The 21248-nt window shown below is 47.7% G+C and carries 20 protein-coding genes; all 20 read left to right on the top strand.

Annotation, left to right across the window (positions count from 1 at the left end; all coding sequences use genetic code 11):
* Positions 1-119: 119 nt before the first annotated feature.
* The 20 genes from hslO to fabF all read left to right on the top strand — a co-directional run bounded on the left by hslO (position 120) and on the right by fabF (position 21245).
* Positions 120-1004 carry an Hsp33 family molecular chaperone HslO gene (gene hslO / locus ACWXW9_RS24505; RefSeq protein ID WP_494931554.1) on the top strand — a complete coding sequence of 295 codons (885 nt, stop codon included), beginning with the start codon at positions 120-122 and terminating at the stop codon, positions 1002-1004.
* 20 nt (positions 1005-1024) lie between these two features.
* Entirely contained in the window at positions 1025-1969 is a 945-nt protein-coding gene (locus ACWXW9_RS24500) for a peptidyl-prolyl cis-trans isomerase (protein ID WP_494931553.1), read from the top strand.
* A 215-nt stretch (positions 1970-2184) separates the two neighbouring features.
* Complete coding sequence (gene cysK / locus ACWXW9_RS24495) at positions 2185-3123, top strand: cysteine synthase A (protein ID WP_494931552.1); 939 nt, start codon at positions 2185-2187, stop codon at positions 3121-3123.
* Between the two features lie 128 nt (positions 3124-3251).
* On the top strand, positions 3252-4874 hold the full coding sequence (locus ACWXW9_RS24490; RefSeq protein ID WP_494931551.1) for an anthranilate synthase component I family protein: 1623 nt from the start codon (positions 3252-3254) through the stop codon (positions 4872-4874).
* Positions 4875-4879: 5 nt separating this feature from the next.
* Complete coding sequence (gene pabA, locus ACWXW9_RS24485) at positions 4880-5455, top strand: aminodeoxychorismate/anthranilate synthase component II (protein WP_025684752.1); 576 nt, start codon at positions 4880-4882, stop codon at positions 5453-5455.
* A gap of 3 nt (positions 5456-5458) precedes the next feature.
* A complete protein-coding gene (locus ACWXW9_RS24480; protein ID WP_494931550.1) occupies positions 5459-6355 on the top strand; it encodes an aminotransferase class IV in 897 nt (298 codons plus the stop codon).
* Positions 6352-7218, top strand: a complete 867-nt coding sequence (gene folP, locus ACWXW9_RS24475; RefSeq protein WP_494931549.1) for a dihydropteroate synthase — start codon at positions 6352-6354, stop codon at positions 7216-7218. The genes ACWXW9_RS24480 and folP overlap by 4 nt, the downstream gene beginning before the upstream one ends.
* A gap of 324 nt (positions 7219-7542) precedes the next feature.
* A complete protein-coding gene (folB, locus tag ACWXW9_RS24470; protein ID WP_007428051.1) occupies positions 7543-7905 on the top strand; it encodes a dihydroneopterin aldolase in 363 nt (120 codons plus the stop codon).
* Positions 7906-7914: 9 nt separating this feature from the next.
* Complete coding sequence (folK, locus tag ACWXW9_RS24465) at positions 7915-8463, top strand: 2-amino-4-hydroxy-6-hydroxymethyldihydropteridine diphosphokinase (protein WP_494931548.1); 549 nt, start codon at positions 7915-7917, stop codon at positions 8461-8463.
* The gene (locus ACWXW9_RS24460; RefSeq protein WP_494931547.1) at positions 8415-8615 is read left to right on the top strand and encodes a helix-turn-helix domain-containing protein; all 201 of its coding nucleotides are present in this window, start codon (positions 8415-8417) and stop codon (positions 8613-8615) included. The genes folK and ACWXW9_RS24460 overlap by 49 nt, the downstream gene beginning before the upstream one ends.
* Positions 8616-8660: 45 nt before the next feature.
* Entirely contained in the window at positions 8661-9689 is a 1029-nt protein-coding gene (dusB, locus tag ACWXW9_RS24455; RefSeq protein WP_494931546.1) for a tRNA dihydrouridine synthase DusB, read from the top strand.
* 214 nt (positions 9690-9903) lie between these two features.
* Positions 9904-10380 (top strand): transcription elongation factor GreA, encoded by a 477-nt coding sequence (gene greA, locus ACWXW9_RS24450; protein WP_137061121.1) that lies wholly within the window; start codon positions 9904-9906, stop codon positions 10378-10380.
* Positions 10381-10489: 109 nt separating this feature from the next.
* Positions 10490-12016, top strand: coding sequence for a lysine--tRNA ligase (lysS, locus tag ACWXW9_RS24445; RefSeq protein ID WP_192512571.1), 1527 nt, complete (start codon positions 10490-10492; stop codon positions 12014-12016).
* A gap of 86 nt (positions 12017-12102) precedes the next feature.
* Positions 12103-13440, top strand: coding sequence for a TrkH family potassium uptake protein (locus ACWXW9_RS24440; RefSeq protein WP_494931545.1), 1338 nt, complete (start codon positions 12103-12105; stop codon positions 13438-13440).
* Positions 13441-13732: 292 nt separating this feature from the next.
* Entirely contained in the window at positions 13733-14260 is a 528-nt protein-coding gene (locus tag ACWXW9_RS24435; protein ID WP_494931544.1) for a hypothetical protein, read from the top strand.
* Positions 14261-14770: 510 nt separating this feature from the next.
* Positions 14771-15541 carry an enoyl-ACP reductase FabI gene (gene fabI / locus ACWXW9_RS24430; RefSeq protein ID WP_494931543.1) on the top strand — a complete coding sequence of 257 codons (771 nt, stop codon included), beginning with the start codon at positions 14771-14773 and terminating at the stop codon, positions 15539-15541.
* 12 nt (positions 15542-15553) lie between these two features.
* Positions 15554-17014 (top strand): class I adenylate-forming enzyme family protein, encoded by a 1461-nt coding sequence (locus ACWXW9_RS24425; RefSeq protein WP_494931542.1) that lies wholly within the window; start codon positions 15554-15556, stop codon positions 17012-17014.
* Positions 17015-17059: 45 nt separating this feature from the next.
* Complete coding sequence (locus ACWXW9_RS24420) at positions 17060-18283, top strand: aldehyde dehydrogenase family protein (protein ID WP_494931541.1); 1224 nt, start codon at positions 17060-17062, stop codon at positions 18281-18283.
* Entirely contained in the window at positions 18280-19980 is a 1701-nt protein-coding gene (locus ACWXW9_RS24415) for a thiamine pyrophosphate-binding protein (protein WP_494931540.1), read from the top strand. Before ACWXW9_RS24420 ends, ACWXW9_RS24415 begins: the two co-directional genes overlap by 4 nt.
* A 23-nt stretch (positions 19981-20003) precedes the next feature.
* Positions 20004-21245 carry a beta-ketoacyl-ACP synthase II gene (fabF, locus tag ACWXW9_RS24410; RefSeq protein WP_494931539.1) on the top strand — a complete coding sequence of 414 codons (1242 nt, stop codon included), beginning with the start codon at positions 20004-20006 and terminating at the stop codon, positions 21243-21245.
* Positions 21246-21248 lie beyond the last annotated feature (3 nt).

Raw genomic sequence — 21248 nt, 5'->3', positions numbered from 1 at the left:
GTGATCTGTAGATACAGGTTATTTATATAGCAGAAAATCATGCTTTGTAGTTATGCGGGAACACTTACTAACGAAAATAACAGCATATAGCTGCTCTGAGAATAGGGGAGGAACTCAATATGGAAAAGAAACAGGATCGACTTATTCGTGGTACAGCTATGGATGGAAGGGTCAGAGCCTTTGCGGTTCGGACAACAGAACTGGTGGAGGAACTGCGGAGAAGACATGATACGTATCCTACCGCCACCGCTGCTTTGGGACGAACGCTTACAGCGGGTGCCATTATGGGTTCTATGTTAAAAGGTAAAGAACGACTGACTGTTCAAGTTAAAGGTGACGGTCCAATCGGACAAATCGTCGTTGATGCCAACGCTGTAGGTGAGGTGCGGGGCTATGTGTCCGAGCCGCATGTACATTTGCCGAGTAATAGTATGGGCAAACTGGATGTAGCAGGTGCTGTCGGAACAGAGGGTTTTATTCATATCATCAAGGATTTGGGGTTAAAAGAACCCTATCGGGGCAGTACCCCGATTATTTCCGGCGAGCTGGGTGAGGACTTCACCTATTATTTTGCTAAATCGGAGCAGACACCTTCAGCAGTGGGTTTAGGCGTGCTGGTGGATACCGATAACTCGGTTATCGTGGCAGGCGGATTTATTATTCAATTGCTTCCGGGCTTGGATGATGATGAGATTACGGCCATCGAAAATGCAGTCGGCTCCATTCCGCCAGTTACAGCTCTGTTGGATCAGGGTTTGGAGCTTGATGAAATGCTGCGCTGGATGCTGCCGGACGTTCGGGTTCTCGACGAAATGGATATTCATTTTCAATGTGAATGCTCGCGAGAGCGTGTGGAAAAAACATTGATCAGCTTGGGAGAAAGCGAATTGGAGCAGCTGATTGAGGAAGAGGGACAGGCCGAGGTCGTGTGCCATTTCTGTAATGAGGCTTATCAGTTTAATAAAGACGAATTGCAAAATCTGTTAGATCAAGTCAAAGCCTAACCGGATGGGCGGTGCGAGCGATGACTACACGGGAGAAAGGATTATGGACGGCTGTCATTATCCTGACCGTCAGTGTCGCCGCCTTGGGTGGTCTTATCATGCTTCGCGGGCTGTTAAAGCCGGGTGATGTAACCAAGGGCGACGGCGATCATGCTGTGGCGGAGATGGGTCAGGAAGGCATATCGGAGGAGCAGTGGATTGCGGAGCTGAAAAAACGCTATGGAGCCACTACACTGTTACAAATGCTAAACCGCAAAGTTGTGGAGGCGGAGGCTGGGCGTCTCGGTATCAAGGTTACCCAAGAGGATTTGCAGCAGGTTTTGGAGCAAGATAGCAAAGGGTATGCTTCGGATCGCGCCTATTTTGAGGAAATGCAGCAACAGTTTGGCTTAAATCCGGATGATTTGCGGAGTGAGGCGGAATACCGGATTGGGTTGGAGAAAATAGCCACACAGGGTATTCAGGTTCAGGAAGCTGATATTGACCAGTACTGGAAGCAGCACCCGGAGGAATTTGCAGTCGGCAAGCAGATCAAGCTGGCAGCTATATACGCGACCCAAGCGGAGGAAGCTGAGATGCTGCTGGAACGGGTCAAGCAGGGAGAAAGCTTTGATACACTGCTTCAAGAACATTCCAGTTATCTTTTCGGCAAAGACAAAAGCGGACAGCTGGGATGGGTGGATGAGTATGATCCTTTTCAGCCGCAAGAGATTATGAAGGCAGCGAGAGAGCTAAGTTCCGGTGATGTTGCTGGTCCCATCGCGGTTAACGAGGGTTATGCCGTCATTTTTGTACAGGATATCCGCCTGGAAGCTCCCACGAACGAACAACAGATTCGACAGCAAATTCGTCGCTCGCTTGCACTCGCTCAAGCTGCTCCTCTGGAAGAGGTAGAGAAAAGCCTGCGTGATAAATACGGGGTACGGATTTTGCCCGGAAAAGATATGCCATCCATTTCTCTATAAACAGAGTGAGCGATCCTTGATTTGAAGGAAGCGCGATGCTGGAAATCAGAGCTGGAGGCATCGTGTTTTTTATGGCTCGTATTGACAATGGATTTGAAGATTGTTATGATTATCATGGAAAACCCACCTTTTTTATCGGAAATTAAAATCAGGATATTAACAATGTGATTCTGCAAAAAATTAATATAACATTCAATGTCAGGGAGGAACTTATCATGGCTAAAGTCGTCAATAACGTTACCGAACTTATCGGGGAGACCCCTCTCGTCCGTCTTAACCGGATCGTACCCGAAGATAGCGCAGAAATTTATTTGAAACTGGAATACCAGAACCCGGGGTCCAGTGTAAAAGACCGCATCGCGATTAGTATGGTGGAAGAGGCCGAACGTGAAGGACTGCTCAAACCAGGCGGTACGATTATTGAAGCTACCAGCGGTAATACAGGAATCGGCTTGGCCATGGTTGCAGCCGCGAAGGGCTACAAGGCAGTAATCGTTATGCCAGAAACAATGAGTTTGGAGCGTCGCAACTTGTTGCGTGCTTACGGAGCAGAACTTGTGCTGACACCCGGATCGGAAGGCATGAACGGATCTGTTAAGAAAATGGAAGAGCTGCTGAGTGAGAATCCGGAGTATTTTGCTGCCGAGCAGTTCAAGAACAAAGCCAATACCAAAATTCACCGTGAAACGACAGGTCCTGAGATCGTGGAAGCCATTCGCTCCATCGGCGGCAGCTTGGACGGTTTTGTAGCAGGGATTGGTACAGGCGGTACTATTTCTGGTGCAGGGGAAGTGCTTAAGAAAGAATTCCCTGAAATCAAAATCGTTGCTGTAGAACCGGCTGCTTCTCCAATCTTGGCTGGTGGTAAGCCAGGGCCCCACAAAATTCAAGGAATTGGTGCCAACTTCATTCCTGAAATTTTGAACCGGGACATCTATGATGAAATTATTCATGTAGAAAACGATGAAGCTTTCGAAGTTGCGCGTACAGTAGCCAAGGCAGAAGGCATCTTGTCAGGTATTTCCTCCGGTGCGGCTGTTCATGCAGCTTTGAAACTGGCTAAAGAATTGGGCAAAGGCAAGCGTATTGTTGTCATCATTCCAAGTAATGGTGAACGTTACCTGAGTACGCCACTGTATAATTTCGAACTGTAATTACGTCGTAATTGTGTATACTATATGTAAGGAGTCCCTCATTTCCCTGTTGTCAGGGGGGTGGGGGATTCTTTTTAAAAATTAGCATACAGAACTTTGCGCAAAGTAAGGGAAGGGGAAGCACACGCATGAAATCGACAGCTAGAGTAACGGAGGAACAGTGGCAGGTCTGGCAAAAGGAAGGATGGAGTATACTCCCATATATTGCTGAGTATCAATTACCTGCTGACGGTTTACCGTTATCATGGCAGAGGGCATGGGAGGATTCGTCACCTTATGCCTTTTTACTGGAGAGCGCTAAAGGCGGGAGATACACCTATCTGGCCTTAAATCCGGTTGCTTTATTGGAAGGTAAAGGGGAACAGGCAGTCTGGACCAATCTAAAAAGCGGCAAGCGTGATCTCATACAAGGTCAGCCCCTGACAGTTATGAACGACTGGATCGCTTCCTACCGTGCGCCGCGCGTACCGGGTATTCCCTTTTTCACTGGAGGCTTTGCTGGTTATTTCGGCTACGATGTAGCTCGCTCACTGGAGCGCCTACCAATACAGGCAGCAGACGATACAGGCATACCGGACTATGTATGGATGCAAGTGAACGAGCTATGGATCTATGATCATGAGGAAGGTCGTATTTATTGCGCTATTCATACGCCCGCACCTGTTCACTTGGATACCGTCAGTAGTAACACCGCCAGTGTCGATGATGTCGCTTTGGATCAGCAGAAAGCCATACTTTCCGAATATTACGCAGAAGCTGTCCAGCGTGCAGAGCGTATGCTGACCCAGTGGGAAAACATCATACAAGCCGGAGCATCTGATCCTGCTTATATTCGCCGTTGCGCAAGGCTTGCCGAAGAAGAGCTGTTCTTTGCTCATCATGAAGCAGAAGGCTGGAAAGCAGCTTTCAACCAAAAGGATTTTGAACACGCTGTAAAGCGCGTGCAGGAATACATTGCACAAGGTGACGTGTTTCAGGTGAACCTGTCGATTCGTCAGCAACGTACGCTGGCAGCCCAACCTGAGGATATCTATGAGTGGCTTCGCCTGCTGAACCCTTCCCCTTACATGGGCCTGCTGCGGATGCCGGATTTACGAATCGTCAGCGGTTCGCCGGAATTACTGGTAAAGCTGGAGGATGGACGCGTCAGCGCACGTCCCATTGCAGGTACGAGAAGGCGAGGACTCACACCGGAAGAGGATACTGCCATGGCTGCCGAGCTGCTATCGAGCGAAAAAGAGCGCGCCGAGCATATTATGCTCGTCGATCTGGAACGTAATGATATCGGCCGGATTGCTGAATACGGAACGGTTCATGTGCCAGAGTTGCTGACTGTCGAGTACTATTCGCACGTGATGCATCTCGTTTCTCAAGTAGAGGGTAAGCTGGCCGCGGGTCGTACCGCTTTAGATGTGATTGCTGCTACCTTTCCGGGGGGAACCATTACCGGAGCGCCCAAGGTGCGTACTATGGAAATTATTGAAGAATTAGAGCCTGTTCGGCGTGGTCCTTATACAGGGTCCATGGGATGGATTGACTATAACGGCAATATGGAATTAAATATTATAATAAGAACACTAGCTGTCAGAGGCAGCACGGCCTATTTACAGGCAGGTGCAGGCATTGTCATTGACTCAGACCCGTACAGGGAATATCGCGAGTGCCGAAATAAGGCAAGAGCCGTCATGAAGGCAGTACAATGTGGTGAAGAAGAAGCCGCTTTGAGCAAAAGCGGTATCACAGGAGGGTGAGTCGTATGATTTTGGTGATTGATAACTATGATTCGTTTACGTACAATCTTGTTCAGTATTTGGGTGAGCTAGGCGAGGAAGTAACCGTAAGACGGAACGATGAGATTGATCTGAAAGGCATAGAAGAGTTGGCGCCGGAGCATATTCTGATTTCACCGGGTCCATGCACGCCGAATGAGGCGGGAATATCGCTGGACGTGATTAGCCACTTTAAAGGACGGATTCCGATCTTCGGCGTTTGTCTCGGTCACCAGGCCATCGGACAGGCGTTTGGCGGTCATGTCATCCGGGCTGAACGACTCATGCACGGCAAAACATCACCGATTCTCCACCATAATACATCGGTATTTGAAGGCTTGCCTTCCCCGTTTACAGCGACCCGGTATCATTCTTTGCTGGTGGAACGCGAGAGTCTGCCTGAATGCCTGGAAATTACTGCTGAAACTGCGGAAGGTGAAATTATGGGCTTGCGGCATAAAGAGTTTGCCGTGGAAGGAGTTCAGTTCCATCCCGAGTCCATCATTACGGACTACGGGCATCAACTGCTACGCAATTTCCTGAAACGCAAGGTAGGCGTCTGATTCATGAAATACATCGGAATCAATGGCGCCCTCACGGAAGCCGCAGATGCCGTGATTCACGTAAGTGATCACGGCTTTTTGTACGGAATGGGCCTGTTTGAGACCTTCCGTACCTACAAGGGAGTTCCGTTCCTGCTCGATCGTCATTTGCACAGACTGGCAGAGGGCTGCCAGATGCTGGGCATTCCTTTTCAACCGGACAAGAACCAGCTTACCGCGCATATCCACAGTCTGATGGCCGCGAATGGTCTGAACGAAGCATATATCCGCTACACCGTGTCAGCGGGCGAAGAGATACTCGGCTTGCCGTCTGGTGACTATACGCGCCCTAACCATATTTTGTTCGCCAAGCCGCTACCCGCTACGCATATAGAAGCTATGGGAACGACTGCCGTATCGGCGCTTCAGTTGTTGCGAACTCCGAGAAACACGCCCGAGGGCGAGATTCGTTTAAAGTCGCTCCATTATATGAATAACATTCTCGCCAAGCGAGAGCTTCAGCAGTACGTCACTGCCGTCCAGCATAAGGCTGAAGGTATGATGCTTACGGCAGACGGTTTCCTGGCAGAAGGAATGGTCAGCAACCTGTTTTTTGTCCGAAACGGTACGCTGTACACCCCAGACCTGTCCACAGGTATCCTGTCAGGGATTACACGTGGACTCATTCTAGAGCTGGCGCAAGCGAGAGGTATCCACTGTGAGCAGGGTCTATACGGTTGGGACGAGCTGCGACTGGCTGATGAAATATTTATGACGAATTCCATACAGGAAATCCGGCCTGTGAACCTGTTGCTGGAGCCGGATGGAACGACGCACCGGTTATCCGATGCCTGGACACAGACCGGTTCCATAACCGCTCTGCTGTTACATGATTACAGAGAGAAAGCAGGGATAAATTGAATATACCGACCATTTACCGACGAAGCTATCAGATGGGCGATGCCGAGCTTACGCTCGGAAATGCCACTCAGGTGATGGGTATACTGAACGTGACCCCGGATTCATTTTCCGATGGCGGATTGCACAATAGTCTGGAAATTGCTGTTTTACATGCCTTGAAGCTGGTGGAGGATGGAGCCGATATTATTGATATTGGCGGGGAGTCTACCCGGCCGGGGCATGATCCGGTAGGTGTGGAAGAAGAGCTGGCCCGTGTCATTCCGGTAGTACAGGCTATTCACCGTATTGCTCCTCACATTCCATTGTCCGTGGATACTTACAAAGCTGAAGTAGCCCGACAGGCCCTTGAAGCGGGTGCGCATATCATCAATGATGTGTGGGGATTTAAGGCAGATCCTGACATGGCACATGTAGCTTCACAATTCGATTGTCCAGTCATTTTAATGCATAATCGTCATGACCGTAACTATAGCGATTTAATACCTGATATGATTGATGATTTAAAAGAAAGTATCCGATTGGCGCTGGATGCGGGTGTACGTGCGGAACAGATCATTTTAGATCCCGGCATCGGGTTTGCCAAAGATTACAACGAAAATATTCATGCTATGACTTCTCTGGATACGCTAAGTCAGTTGGGTTATCCGCTGTTATTAGCGACGTCACGCAAAAGATTTATCCGTACAGCGCTGGATTTGCCTGTGGATGATGTGGTTGAGGGCACAGCGACTACTGTCGCCTTTGGCATTGCCCAAGGCTGTCAGATTGTGCGTGTACATGATGTTGCGCAAATCAAACGCACGGTGCGGATGTGTGATGCGATGGTGTATGGGTCTAAAAATGCACGGAGTTATGATGGTTAGAAGACGCTGCATGAATGATTTGATCCTGCGATCGCTGTTGCAACGGGATTCTTTGAATTGGTAAAACATTTGGCTGTAAGAATCCCGTTAGGTATATGCTTACGATGTAGCTTTTCTTTGAAAAGCTTTCAGGCGAGCGCTACGCTTCTTCGGATTCAAATCCTTCATTACGCTACTACCAGCATAAAGTCCCCGTATTTTTAGAGGAATTTACTATGCAAGATGAACTAAAGAATAGAATCCGACCGCGTAGTGGCACCTCGTGTACATCTTAGTTCGGCTTATATAGAAAAAATTTAAATAAAAAAGAGGAGTCTATCACTGATGGATAAAATGGTTTTGCATCGTATGGAGTATTACGGCTATCATGGCGTTTTCCCCGAGGAGCGTAAGCTGGGACAGCGTTTCTACATTGATTTGGAACTGGAGCTTGATCTGCGTGAGGCGGGCGAGCAAGACGCATTGGACAAAACGGTTAATTACGCTGAGGTGCATTACACCGTTAAAGATATTGTAGAAAAGGAATCTTACCAATTGATTGAAGCTTTGGGCGAACGTATTGCATCTTCCTTACTGGACACTTATACTAGTGTCAATGCACTGACTGTCAAAGTCACGAAGCCGCATCCGCCGTTCGATATTCATTTTGAGGGCGTGACGGTTGAGCTTTATCGCGCAAGAAAGTAGGAACGGTACATGAACGCACATTCGACCTCTGAGGCATCAGAGGCTTATATTGCTTTAGGGGCTAATTTGGGGGATCGTGAGCATACTCTGTATGAAGCCATCACGGCGCTGGACGAACATCCGGGTATACGGGTGCTGCGTTGCTCCAGCCTGTACGAAACAGAGCCTGTTGGGTATCTGGATCAGCCTTCTTTTTTGAATATGACAGCAGCCATATCCACAATACTTGCTCCAGAGGAGCTTCTGACCTTCATGTTAGAAGTAGAGAGCCGTCTGGGTCGAGTAAGACATATTCCTAACGGTCCGCGCACCATTGATTTGGATTTGTTATGGATGGAAGCGGTGGAGCTCGCTACACCGGATTTGGAGCTTCCTCATCCCCGCATGCTGGAGCGTGCTTTTGTGCTTGTCCCATTGGCTGATATCGTTCCGAACCAAGATCCATCCGGACTGTACAGTATCGTGCATACCGCATTGAAATCATTGGATGGAAAGGACGGCATACAGTTTTGGAAAACATGCAGTTGGCACAACGGCTTCGCGCCTTTCGGAAGCTAAAAGGATTTACGCAGCAGGAGTTGGCTGAGCGAACTGGCATATCGTTGGCCATACTGGGTGCTGTGGAACGGGGCAACCGAACAATAGAGCCTGACATGTTGGACATTATTGCCCAAACGCTAGAAATTGAAGTCCGGGAACTGACGGAATGACGATAAGTGTACGATATAAAAGAAGGAATAAAGGAGTGAACAGATATGTTGAAAATCGGCGGTATTGAAATGAAAAACCAGGTCGTGCTGGCTCCGATGGCGGGCGTGTGTAATCCTGCTTTCCGTCTAATTGCCAAGGAATTTGGCACAGGCTTGGTATGTGCAGAAATGGTTAGTGACAAGGCAATCATTCACGGTAACAAGCGCACACGTGAGATGCTGTTCGTAGATGAGCGCGAGAAGCCGCTCAGTCTGCAAATTTTCGGGGGAGACCGTGAATCCTTGGTGGAAGCGGCTAAGGTCGTGGATCAGGAGACGAACGCAGATATTATTGACATCAATATGGGCTGCCCGGTTCCCAAGGTAACCAAATGTGATGCGGGTGCCCGCTGGTTGCTTGATCCGAATAAAATTTATGAAATGGTATCCGCAGTCGTGGAATCCGTTAGCAAACCTGTTACCGTGAAAATGCGTATTGGATGGGACAGCGAGCATATTTATGCCGTAGAGAACGCCCGTGCCGTAGAACGTGCCGGAGGTCAGGCTGTCAGCGTACATGGCCGTACACGGGAGCAATTGTATACGGGACATGCGAACTGGGATATTATAAAAGAAGTTAAAGAAGCAGTTTCCATTCCTGTAATCGGAAACGGGGACGTGGCATCACCGGAAGATGCCCGCCGGATGCTGGATTTGACCAACTGTGACGGTGTTATGATCGGACGCGGCGCTCTGGGTAATCCTTGGATGCTGTACCGTACGATTGAGTATTTGCAGACAGGTGAGCTTTTGCCTGATCCTTCACCGGAAGAAAAAATCCGCATTGCCATTCTGCATATGGACCGTCTGGTGGCATTGAAGGGTGAAGCTGTGGCTGTCCGCGAAATGCGTAAGCATCTGGCCTGGTACCTTAAAGGACTTAGAGGCTCTGCACGCATTAAGGACGTTGTTATGGAAGAAACAAAACGTGATGATATGGTACGTATTTTGGATGGCTTTGTATCCGGACTACACACGGTAGAAAATGATGAACATTCCACAGGGGCTATTTCTCCTGCCGCCATTGCGCAATAAGGAAGCTGTTTCTGCCTTTGTATGTGATTGACTTTTCCAATTACTTGCCCTATAATCGTTCAGTATAAAATCTTGATGTATGCTACAAATTGTATGCAGCTCTCAAGACAACAGCAGGAAATGTTCTCATTCCCTCAGAGTGGCATATTATGTTTTGAAAGCGTGCATTCCGATGCACTTTTAAACTTTTCCCATGACAGGAGAATCGGTTAAGATGAGCGATAAAGAAGTCATTCTGACACAGGAAGGTCTTAGAAAGCTCGAAGATGAGCTTGAGAACTTAAAGTCTGTCAAACGCCGTGAAGTGGCGGAACGGATTAAGGTAGCTATCGGATACGGGGATATCAGTGAAAACTCCGAGTATGAGGATGCGAAGAATGAGCAGGCTTTCATTGAAGGTCGTGTCATTACACTGGAAAAAATGCTACGCAATGCCCGCATTATCAATAGTGATGAAATTGAAACCGATGTTGTGGGAGTAGGCGCAACCGTGACCGTTGAGGATATGGAATTCGGAGATGTTACAGAGTATGCGATCGTAGGTTCAGCTGAATCGGACCCGCTCCAGAATAAAATCTCCAATGAAAGTCCGCTTGGCAAGGCAATGCTTGGTAAGAAAAAAGGAACTGTTGTGGATGTTACCGTTCCAGCAGGCGTTATACAATATAAAATCGTGGATATCAAAAAATAAGACACGGACTTTGGAATTGAATGTAAAAGCTTCCTTGGGGAAGCTTTTTTTCTCACACCCGGACGGACCCCGGCCCGTCTATTCATATTGAAGGAGCTGATTTAGCACCATGTCGGATGAAACTACTAACCAGGAACCTCAAGAAAATCGTGAGGAACTAAGCGAACTGCTGCAAATTCGCCGCGCCAAATTGGACGAGCTTCGCTCGTTGGGCATTGACCCTTTTGGTCGTAAATACATACGCACAGCTGAGGCGGGTGTACTGCTAAGCAAGTATGACAGTCTGACTAAGGAAGAACTGGAAGAAAAGAATATTGAAATTAGCATTGCAGGCCGTATTATGGCCAAACGGGTTATGGGGAAAGCCAGCTTTGCCCATGTGCAGGATCTCAGTGGACGTATTCAAATCTATGTTCGTCAAGATACCGTGCCGGAAGCCAAATACAAAGCATTCGGTATTTTGGATTTGGGCGACATTGTGGGGATTAAAGGCGTACTGTTCAAGACCAAAACAGGCGAGACCACCATTAAGGTGCTGGACCTTGAGGTATTGTCCAAATCGTTGTACCCGTTGCCGGAGAAATATCATGGTCTGAAGGATGTTGAGCTGCGCTACCGTCAGCGCTATGTCGATCTGGTTATGAATCCGGAAGTACAAAAAACGTTCATTACACGTTCCCGTATTATTCAATCCATGCGCCGTTATCTGGACTCGCTCGGTTATTTGGAGGTTGAAACGCCAACACTGCATTCCATCGCAGGTGGGGCGGCGGCCAAGCCGTTTATTACACATCATAATGCACTGGACATGCAGTTATATATGCGTATAGCCATTGAACTTCATCTGAAACGACTGATTGTCGGCGGATTGGAGAAAGTATATGAGATTGGTCGCGTTTACCGTAATGAAGGTATTTCCACTCGCCATAACCCTGAGTTCACGATGATTGAGCTGTATGAAGCGTATGCTGACTACCAGGATATCATGCAATTGACGGAAAACATGGTGGCTCACATTGCACAAGAAGTGCTTGGTACACAGCGCATTCATTATCAGGGCCAGGAAGTGGACCTGACGCCGCAATGGCGCAGGGTATCTATGGTCGATGCTGTTAAAGAAGTAACAGGCGTGGATTTTGGCGCGCAATTGAGCAATGAAGAAGCTCATCGCCTTGCGAAAGAGCATAAAGTGCCGGTAGAGCCGCATATGACCTTTGGACATATCCTGAACGCCTTCTTCGAACAATTCGTAGAGGAAACACTTATTCAACCGACCTTTATTACGGGGCATCCAGTTGAAATCTCGCCACTGGCGAAGAGAAACGAACAAGATCCACGCTTTACGGATCGCTTCGAGTTGTTTGTTGTAGCTCGTGAGCATGCCAACGCATTCACCGAGCTGAATGATCCGATTGACCAACGCCAGCGTTTTGAAGCACAATTGCTGGAACGTGAGCATGGCAATGACGAGGCTCATGAAATGGATGATGATTTTATCCGTGCCTTGGAATACGGTATGCCGCCAACAGGCGGACTGGGCATCGGCATCGACCGCTTGGTCATGTTGCTGACGGATGCTCCTTCCATTCGCGATGTGCTGCTTTTCCCGCATATGCGTAACCGTACGGTAGAATAACATAACATTATGAATATAGAGGATCAGCCGGGCTTCCCGTGTCTTGTTCCTCTTTTTCATAAGAACGGATGGAGAGAAGACTTCTAATGAAACGCAGCGTCAAGCTTGCCCGGTTTGCGTCGCCTCCTTTTATATTGGTTATCGGATACTTGCTGATTATTGCATTGGGCACTTTGCTGCTAATGCTTCCTATTTCCAATCATAGTGGACATGTTCCGCATTGGATTGATTCACTGTTTACGTCCGTGTCCGCTGCTTGTGTCACCGGATTAGTCGTAGTAGACGTTAATTCAACTTATACGATGTTTGGAGAAACGGTCATCATGGTGCTGATGCAACTGGGCGGTCTGGGTTTTATGACCCTGGCGACCTTGTTTGCATTGCTGCTGGGGCGACGGCTATCGTTGAAGGATCGGCTGCTGCTAAAGGAAGCGATTAATGCCGACAGCATGGAAGGAATTGTGCGCATTATTCGCAAGGTGCTGATTTTCTCTTTTACCATTGAAGCGATAGCTGCCGTAGTCATGGCTTTGCGGTGGATGAGGGAGATGCCCGTCGGACAAGCGATATACTACGGAATATTCCATGCGGTCTCTCTTTTTAATAACGGGGGATTTGACCTGTTCGGAAGCAGCTTCCAACGGTATGCCGGAGATTTCGTGTTCAATATGATTGCATCTGTGCTTGTCATTTCAGGGGGATTAGGTTTTCTTGTACTCAGTGATCTGTTCGATTTTCGCCGTACTCGGAGACTGAGTCTTCACTCCAAAATGGTGTTAAGTGTGTCGGGTGCGCTTATTGTACTTGGGGCGCTGGTCATATTTATTTTTGAGTTTACCAATGCTCGTACCCTGGGTTCACTGAATTGGGAGGGCAAAATGTACGCTTCTGTCTTTCAATCCGTATCTACACGATCCTCAGGAACAAGCACAGTAGATATCAGCGGCTTGAGGCAGGCCAGTCAATTCTTTATCATGCTGTTGATGATTATCGGAGCTTCACCGGGCTCCACCGGGGGTGGAATTAAAACAACCACTTTCCTGCTGATGATGGGTGCATTGTTGGCCGTCATGCGAGGACAGAAGGAAATTGTGTTCTTCCGCCATAGGGTTCCCAACGACATCATGATGCGAGCGCTGACCATTATTATACTTGCGCTATTTATATATTCGATTGTAGTTATGCTGCTCTTAATGACAGAGGATGCACCCTTCCTTTCCCTTGCGTTTGAGGCGGCTTCCGCAATCGGAACGGTAGGGTTGTCTGTAGGAGTGACGCCAGGGCTGTCTGACGCAGGCAAGCTGATCATTTGTGTGACCATGTTTATTGGTCGAATTGGTCCTCTTACGATTGCTTATGCTCTTCGTCCACGTTCGACCAAGACGTTGTACCGTCGTCCCGAAGGGCATATCGTAATTGGATAGCTCAATAGTATAAGAAGATGCACCCGTGCTGATTGACACGGGTGCATCTTTTTTCATTTTACATCATCATCGTCTAATGTGCTGCATATTATGAAAAATATCCAATTTGAGTAAATGAGGCACAATGGACTTGACAGAGACTATTTTTTTGTAGAAAAAAGGCTATTTGTTTCCTTTTATGTAATTATAGACAATATACTAGGAATATTATGTATAATATTGTATGATAGTGGGCGTGAAAGGGGGATAGCTGAGGGGAATACCAATTTCAATTTGAAAGGAATTATCTATTATGTATTTATTTATTATTAGTGCTGAAGTTTTATTCTGGGTTTTTGTTGTTGCAGGGTTGATCGCAAGATATATGTTTGGCTTAAAGAAATTAGGTGGTCTTCTTTTACTGTGTACTCCTATTATTGATATCCTGTTACTGATTGCGGTGTTTATCACGGTGAGCAGCGGCATGGAGATTACGACCGCTACTGGCCTGGCGGCTTGCTATCTTGGCATTACGGTGGCATTTGGTCATAGGTTAATTAAATGGGCAGATGTTCGGTTCTCTCATTGGTTTGGCAAGGGACCGAAGCCCGAACGCAAATATGGCGCTGCTCATGCAAAAGAGGAACGGACGGGGTGGTTGCTTCACCTGTTGGGTTGGGTCATCGGCAACGCGCTGCTGCTCGCCATCATTGTGTATGTAGATGATCCACAGCGTACGGTTTCCTTGGAAGGCATTATGAGTACATGGGCAATTGTTCTGGTAATCGATTTTATTGTTTCCTTTAGCTATACTTTGGCTCCAAAGAAAAATAAGGCGTAGCTCTCAGCACACTCGGATGAAATAAGACCGATCAATCAGGATGTTCAAATCGGAAGGGACATTGATGGTGAAAATGAAGTTGTCACTTCCGGTAGTTTGCTGAGTCCGTCGCTATTGTGGGGATAATTAACAAAAAATGATATTTTTATACTACTCTCGCTTTAACAGTCACCTCATTTTTGCCTCTCTACCTTTTCACTTGTATGGATGCCTTCCGATTTGAACACAGACCAACAGAAGCAGCACAGATTATGTTTTCGTGAGCTGACAGACAGCATGCATCATGTGCTCTCCTGACCTTTTTAAGAAGGAGAGTAATAAGATGATTTTATGTCTTGTCAATATTTATGAATTTTAGATGAATTCTTGAATCTGCGTAAAACGTTGATTGTTTAACTTTGGCAACTAACATGATAATATTCCAGAAAAGATTACATATGTCTATATATGTAGACATACGAAAATAAGTTGTTTTTTTGTTGAAAAATGTAAATGAGAAAGGTGGTTTCTGTGGCAGCACTGCTGAGTGGTAAGAACATTTTGATTATGGGCGTGGCTAATAACAGGAGTATTGCCTGGGGGACAGCCCAATCTTTAGCTGCTGAAGGAGCAAGGCTCATTTTTACTTACGAAAATGAGAGGGTCGCAGATCGGGTGCTAAAGCTCGTTGAAACGATTCCGGGGTCCATTGTCTGTCCCTGTAATGTACAAAGCAATGAAGAATTGGATGCGCTGGCGGATTTTCTAAAGGAGAAAGTAGGCGTCCTGCATGGTTATTTTCACAGCGTTGCCTATGCTAAGGCTGAGGATTTGGACGGCCTGTTCGTCGACACTTCTCGCGAGGGATTCGCCATTGCTCAAGAAATCAGTGCCTATTCTTTGGCTGCTGTTTCCCAACGAATTTACCCGCTAATGACGGAGGGTGGAAGTATCGTCACCATGACGTATATTGGCGCAGAACGAGCGATCAAGAATTACAACGTTATGGGTGTGGCGAAGGCTTCACTGGAAGCCAGCATGCGCTATCTGTCGAACGATCTGGGTACTTACGGCATTCGTGTAAATGCGATTTCGGCTGGTCCCATACGGACTTTGGCCGCCTATGGGATTAAGGATTTTAGCACGATGCTAAAGCATATTGAAGAAACTACGCCCCTACGCAAGACGGTCGATACGTCTGAAGTCGGAGATACGGCGTTATTCCTATTTTCCCATTTATCGAGAGGCATTACGGGAGAAGTTATCCATGTTGATGCAGGATACCATATTACGGGGATGTAAGGAGGGAACGCTGTGCTTGTTACGCATACGGATTGCCGTATTATCTCACCTGAAGGGATTATGACAAGGGAGCGTCTGGAGCGGGATGTTACGATCTTCTCCCGTATGTTGGCTCTCCGAGGAATTCCTGAAGAAGGCAGAGTGATTCTGAAAGCGGCCAATTCTTATTATTTTGTTGTGTCTCTGTTCTCCCTGTGCAACATTGCTGTTTCGGTGACTGTAGTGGACGAGCAGACCGTGCTTGATGAAATAGCTCAAATTTATGACGAAGCGGGTGCCTGCTGTATCCTGACCGATTGCGATCCAGGACTTTCTCATGCTTCTGTTATTCTGATTCAAGATCTAATCCAAGAAGAAGCAGTACACCCACATTGGGTTGGAGAGCCGGAGATCCATGGCATTGACTTTAACAAGTGGTGCGAGAGATCGGATGCCCTCATTCTGTATTCTTCAGGTACGACGGGAAAACCCAAGGGAATCGTGAAAGCTGGATCAGCCTTCATGGACAATATCAGGCATTCTATACATGCCATGAACTACCTGCCGTCTGACCATATGCTCCCTGTTGTACCGTTTTCTCACTTCTATGGTATTTCACTTATCTTCTCCTGGTGGTTAACCTCATGTTCTCTAATTATCTGCAATCCTAAAAACCTCTGGAGCGTCATTACAAGTATTACGAAAGACCGGGCGACGGTCGTAGACGCTAACCCCTCTGTTTTTTACACCTTGTTGCGTATGTTAAGCCGAAAACCCGAACAACTGGAAATGGTCAAGGAATCCCCGGTACGCATGTGGTGCGTAGGCGGCTCCCCACTTACCCAAGACCTCGAAGAGAAATTTAACAACATATTTGGACAGCCCCTGCTGAATGGTTACGGACTTTCTGAACTGGGCAACGTTACGCTGGGGACGCTGGAGTATCCGAAAGGTTGTGGCAAACCGTTACCTGGTGTGGACCTGAAAATACTAGATGCTGCTGGGAATCAACAGGCCGACGGTATCGTAGGCGAAGTGCGGATACGCAGTGCCGGATGTATGGAAGGTTACCTGAATCGTCCAGACCTGACGCAATCCGTTCTACAGGACGGCTGGTTCAAGACAGGGGATCTGGGCTATCTGGACGAGGAAATGCTGTATGTCATTGGCCGCAGCGGTAAGACGGTCAACCGGATGGGCTATATGGTCTCTCCGGTCTATATCGAGGATCGGATTGGTTCGATAGGTTACCGATCCTGCGTGATCACCTTGGAGGACGAGGCTAAAGGAACATTGCTTGTTGCATTCATCGAAAGCGAATCCTCGCAGGCCTTGTCTGTACTCCGCAAAGAGATGAATCGGGTACTACCTTCATACATGTTTCCCGATCTTCTGCTTCCGCTCGCCCATTTTCCTTTAAATCGCAATGGAAAAGTAGATCGGCTGGAGATGGAGCGCATTGCCCTGGAGAAAGTTGCTTCTCGTAAAGTGTAACAAGATATTTACCAAAAACTGCATATAGGAAAGGGAGATTGCACCATGAGTATGAATCCGGAACTGGCAAAAAACACGCTTTTTTTGGAAAGGCATGAAGCAATTCTGAAGTGCCTTAATTATTTGATTGAGCATCGGCAGGAAGTGATGGATATTCTCACCCAATTTTCATCTTATCGGGCCGCCAATGCAGAAATTGATTCCACGATCCTCACACTTCAAGGTGCTTTACAAGAAGTGCAGACCTATCAGCCAAGCCTGCAACGATCTATGGCTGTATTTATGCCTTCCAACGTCGTTTTGTACTCCTATGCATTATACCTCTTGATTCCATCCCTTTACGTTGAGAATATAGACTTTCGTCCTTCTTCTCACGTAAACGAGTACGTCAACATGCTGCATGAAAAGCTCCAGGCTGTACATGGATTACCTATCTGTATTCGTAAAGTTAGCCAGAAGGTGTTCTTGGAGAATTCAGTTATGCCAGCTGATATTGTGGTGTTCACGGGTAGCTATACCAATGCGGAGAAGATCAAAAAACAAATCCGAAAAGAGCAACTCTACATCTTCTATGGACAAGGGATAAATCCTTTCATCATTGGACCTGATGCCGATCTGGAGCTGGCGGTTACCGATGTGATTCGAATGAGATTGTTCAATTCTGGACAGGACTGCCTGGGACCCGACATCATTCTGGTGCATCAAGATGTGACGGAGAATTTTAAAAACTTGCTAATTGAGCGGCTTGACCAACTGGTGTTTGGAGCCAACAATGATCCGAACGCGAGCTATTCTCCTATTTTCTATAAAGACACGCTGTATTCGGTTTCGGAATATTTTAATACGAACGATAAGTTTATTATTTACGGCGGTGGCATTGATTTCCGTACGAAAAAGATGGAGCCGACGATTGTATATAGCGAGCTAGATCAGGATTTGGAGATTATTGAGTATTTTTCACCAGTCTTCAACGTGGTTAGCTACCGAGACGACGAGCAGCTAATCAAGCGTATTTCCTCCAGCTATTTCAGTGAACGTGCGATGGGCTGCAGCTTATACGGGTCTGATCACCTGACGGATGTCCTGCGAAAGAAGCATACGCTGACCATTAATGAGACGCTTGAGGATGTGGATCAGGGCAATAAGCCCTTTGGTGGCTATGGCACGATGTCGAACTATATTTTTTACGATTTTAAGCTCGTTTCGAAGCCAATTTTGATTTCAGAAATTGTCGCAGAATATTTGTCGGAAAAGAGGAGTTTGGTATGACTGCGAGCTTATTTCCCTGGGATGCCATCATTGGCTACTTAACATCGGCTGGGGTTCGGCATCTCTTTGGATTACCAAGTGATGATCTCAAAATCGTATCGTCACTCCCTTCGTCGGGTATGGATTTTATTCTGTGCAAAGATCAGCGTAATGCTGTGTTCATGGCAGCAGGCTATGCACTCACAACCAACCAGATGTCTGTATGTGTTGTAGGTAAAGGCCCTGCGCTCAGTAATACACTCACGGGGCTGCTGGAAGCGAAGAACCTTGGTGCCCCGCTTTTACTTTTGGCGCTCGGCACCGGAGGGGACAAGCTGGGTACCCGATCCTTTCAGGAGGCAGATCAAATCTCACTCGTGAAGCCGCTCGTAAAATGGGCTTACCGTGTCGAGCATGTGGATCGACTTGTATGGGCGCTGGAGCGGGCAGCCTTTTTGGCGATCAATGGTGCTCCAGGCCCGGTCTATATTGAACTACCCGAAAACCTGATGGACCAGCCTGTACTGACAGGGCTTCAGTTTACCCCACCGGAAAAGCTTTCGTGCTCTCCGTCTCTTCGGGAGCTGAATGCGGCATGGGAGATTATCAAGACTGCTCGCAGGCCTATCATTCTGGTCGGAGGCGGAATGAAATCAGTTGCAAATGATGTAATTGAGGTGTTCGCTAGCCAACATGGGGCGGCCTTGTTCGCAACCGCCTCGGGACGGAGCGTAGTTGATGAAGACCACGAACTCTTCTGTGGTGTTGCAGGGCTCTATACAGATCTCAGTCTGAGACAAATCTGGAAGGAATCTGATGTGGTGATCACACTGGGCAGCCGATTGGAAGAAACGGCTACGTTTGAGTGGGATATTTTGCTAGAGGATACACCTTTAATTCAAGTCAATGTCGAGCTGGAGGATTTTGCACACGAATACAGGGGCGTCAAAGTGCTTGGAGATGGATATGCAGCAGTGGAGCAATGGCATGATCGGCTAGGGCAGAAGCCTGATGGAGTGTGGCTTGAAACGATCAGAAGTTGTAAACAGAAGGCATTTTCTAACAGAGCCATTTATCTGGAGGAGCTGAAAAAGGCCACTGGAATCCACGTTCCAGAGCTGCTGGAGATGATTCAGACGGAATTTCCAGAAAATCTGGTGCTTCTTCAAGAGAATGGGTTGCAGGATATGTGGTCCTACTTTTATCCATATTTTCGCTTCACCCAAGGCTCTCTTTCGATTGTTCCCAGTGATCAAACGAGTCTTGGATTCGGTGCGGCCGCTGCTCTGGGAGCAAGTGTAGCAACAGAACGTCCGGTAGTAGCACTTGTAGGTGACGGTGCGTTCAATCTCTTCTTTTCGGATTTTATGACGGCGGTACAGTATCAAATACCGTTAATCTATCTCGTACTCAATAATGGCGGGTATGGTTGGTTGCAAAATCAGATGAATTATAAGCACCTTTCAGGGCAGTCCCTCCCATTTGTTTCAGAGGCGGCCAAGACAGGAATTCAAATTCCACAGTATGAGTTTGTGGAAAGTCTTGCGATCCGGAGCAAGGGGGAGGCCCGGGAACAACTTCAGCTTGCTTGGCAAAAGTATCAGGAGAACAAGCTTGTGGTCGTCGAGGTATATGCTGATCTTGCGGATGTGCATGAGAAAATCAGTCATGTGTATGGCGACTTTCCTCTCTACGAGCAACAGGCTTCCAAGAATTAATTTCAGCGAAGGACGTGGGTACAGTGAGAAGACGTGTTGTGGTGACAGGACAGGGAGTCGTGACGCCGGTTGGGCTTAATCTTACAGATTTCTGGAATTCACTGTTGGAAGGAAAGAGCGGTATCGGACCTGTCACTGTTTTTGATACAGCGGACATTGCGACGAAGATTGGCGCACAGGTTACGGGCTTTGATCCGTTGCAATATATGAGCAAGAAGGAAGCTAATAAAGTAGCACAGTTCACCCAATTTGCCTTGGCGGCTGCCCGTCAGGCAGTCGAGCAATCGAAATTAGTGATTGACGAGCGGAATGCAGGCCGCGTGGGGGTTATTGTCGGCTCTGGAGCAGGCGGCCTCGACGTCATAGAGGAGAACTACAGGAAATTAACAGAGCTTGGCCCCAAAAGGGTTTCTCCTTATTTTGTTTCCTCGATGATGATTAATTCAGCGCCTGGTGAAATATCCATTGCTATCGGAGCCAAGGGGCCTTCGTTTGCTGTGGTTACGGCTTGTGCTACTGGAAGTAATGCCATTGGTGAAGCATTACGTACGATCCAGTACGGCACGGCTGATGTCGTGGTGGCTGGAGGAGCAGAAGCCAATTTTAGTCAGCTTGATTTGGCATCTTTTGCGAATATTCATGCTCTTTCCAGACGCAATGAAGAGCCGCAGAAGGCCAGTCGCCCGTTTGATGTGGACCGCGATGGATTTGTCATCGGTGGAGGAGCAGGGGTCTTGGTGCTGGAGGAGCTGGAGCATGCCTTGAACCGCGGGGCCACCATTTTGGCCGAGGTTGCGGGTTACGGATGCACAACCGATGCGTATCATATCACGGCTCCAGATCCCTCGGGCTCCGGTCCGGCAGAAGCGATCAGCATCGCACTGCAGGATGGTGGCTTGACACCGCAGGAAATCGACTATGTCAATGCCCATGGTACAAGTACGCCGTTTAACGACCGTATGGAGATCAATGCCATTCAGAAGGTATTCGGGGAGCATGCCGCCCATTTGGCGATATCGTCTATTAAATCCATGACAGGCCATTTAATGGGCGGCGCAGGAGCAGTCGAATTAATTGCAACTGTACAGAGCATGATCCACAGCAAAGTACCACCGACACTCAATTGCGACAACCCTGAAGCCCCTGAACTAAATTTTGTCCCGCATGTATATCAGGAACGCGAGGTCCGTGCGGCGATTAGCAATTCCTTTGGTTTCGGGGGGCACAACGTCTGTCTTGCTGTTCGCAAGTGGGAGGGGGTATAAGCC

The sequence above is a fragment of the Paenibacillus sp. LT-B23 genome, from assembly GCF_059417685.1.
This window is presented reverse-complemented; position numbering and strand designations above follow the sequence as displayed.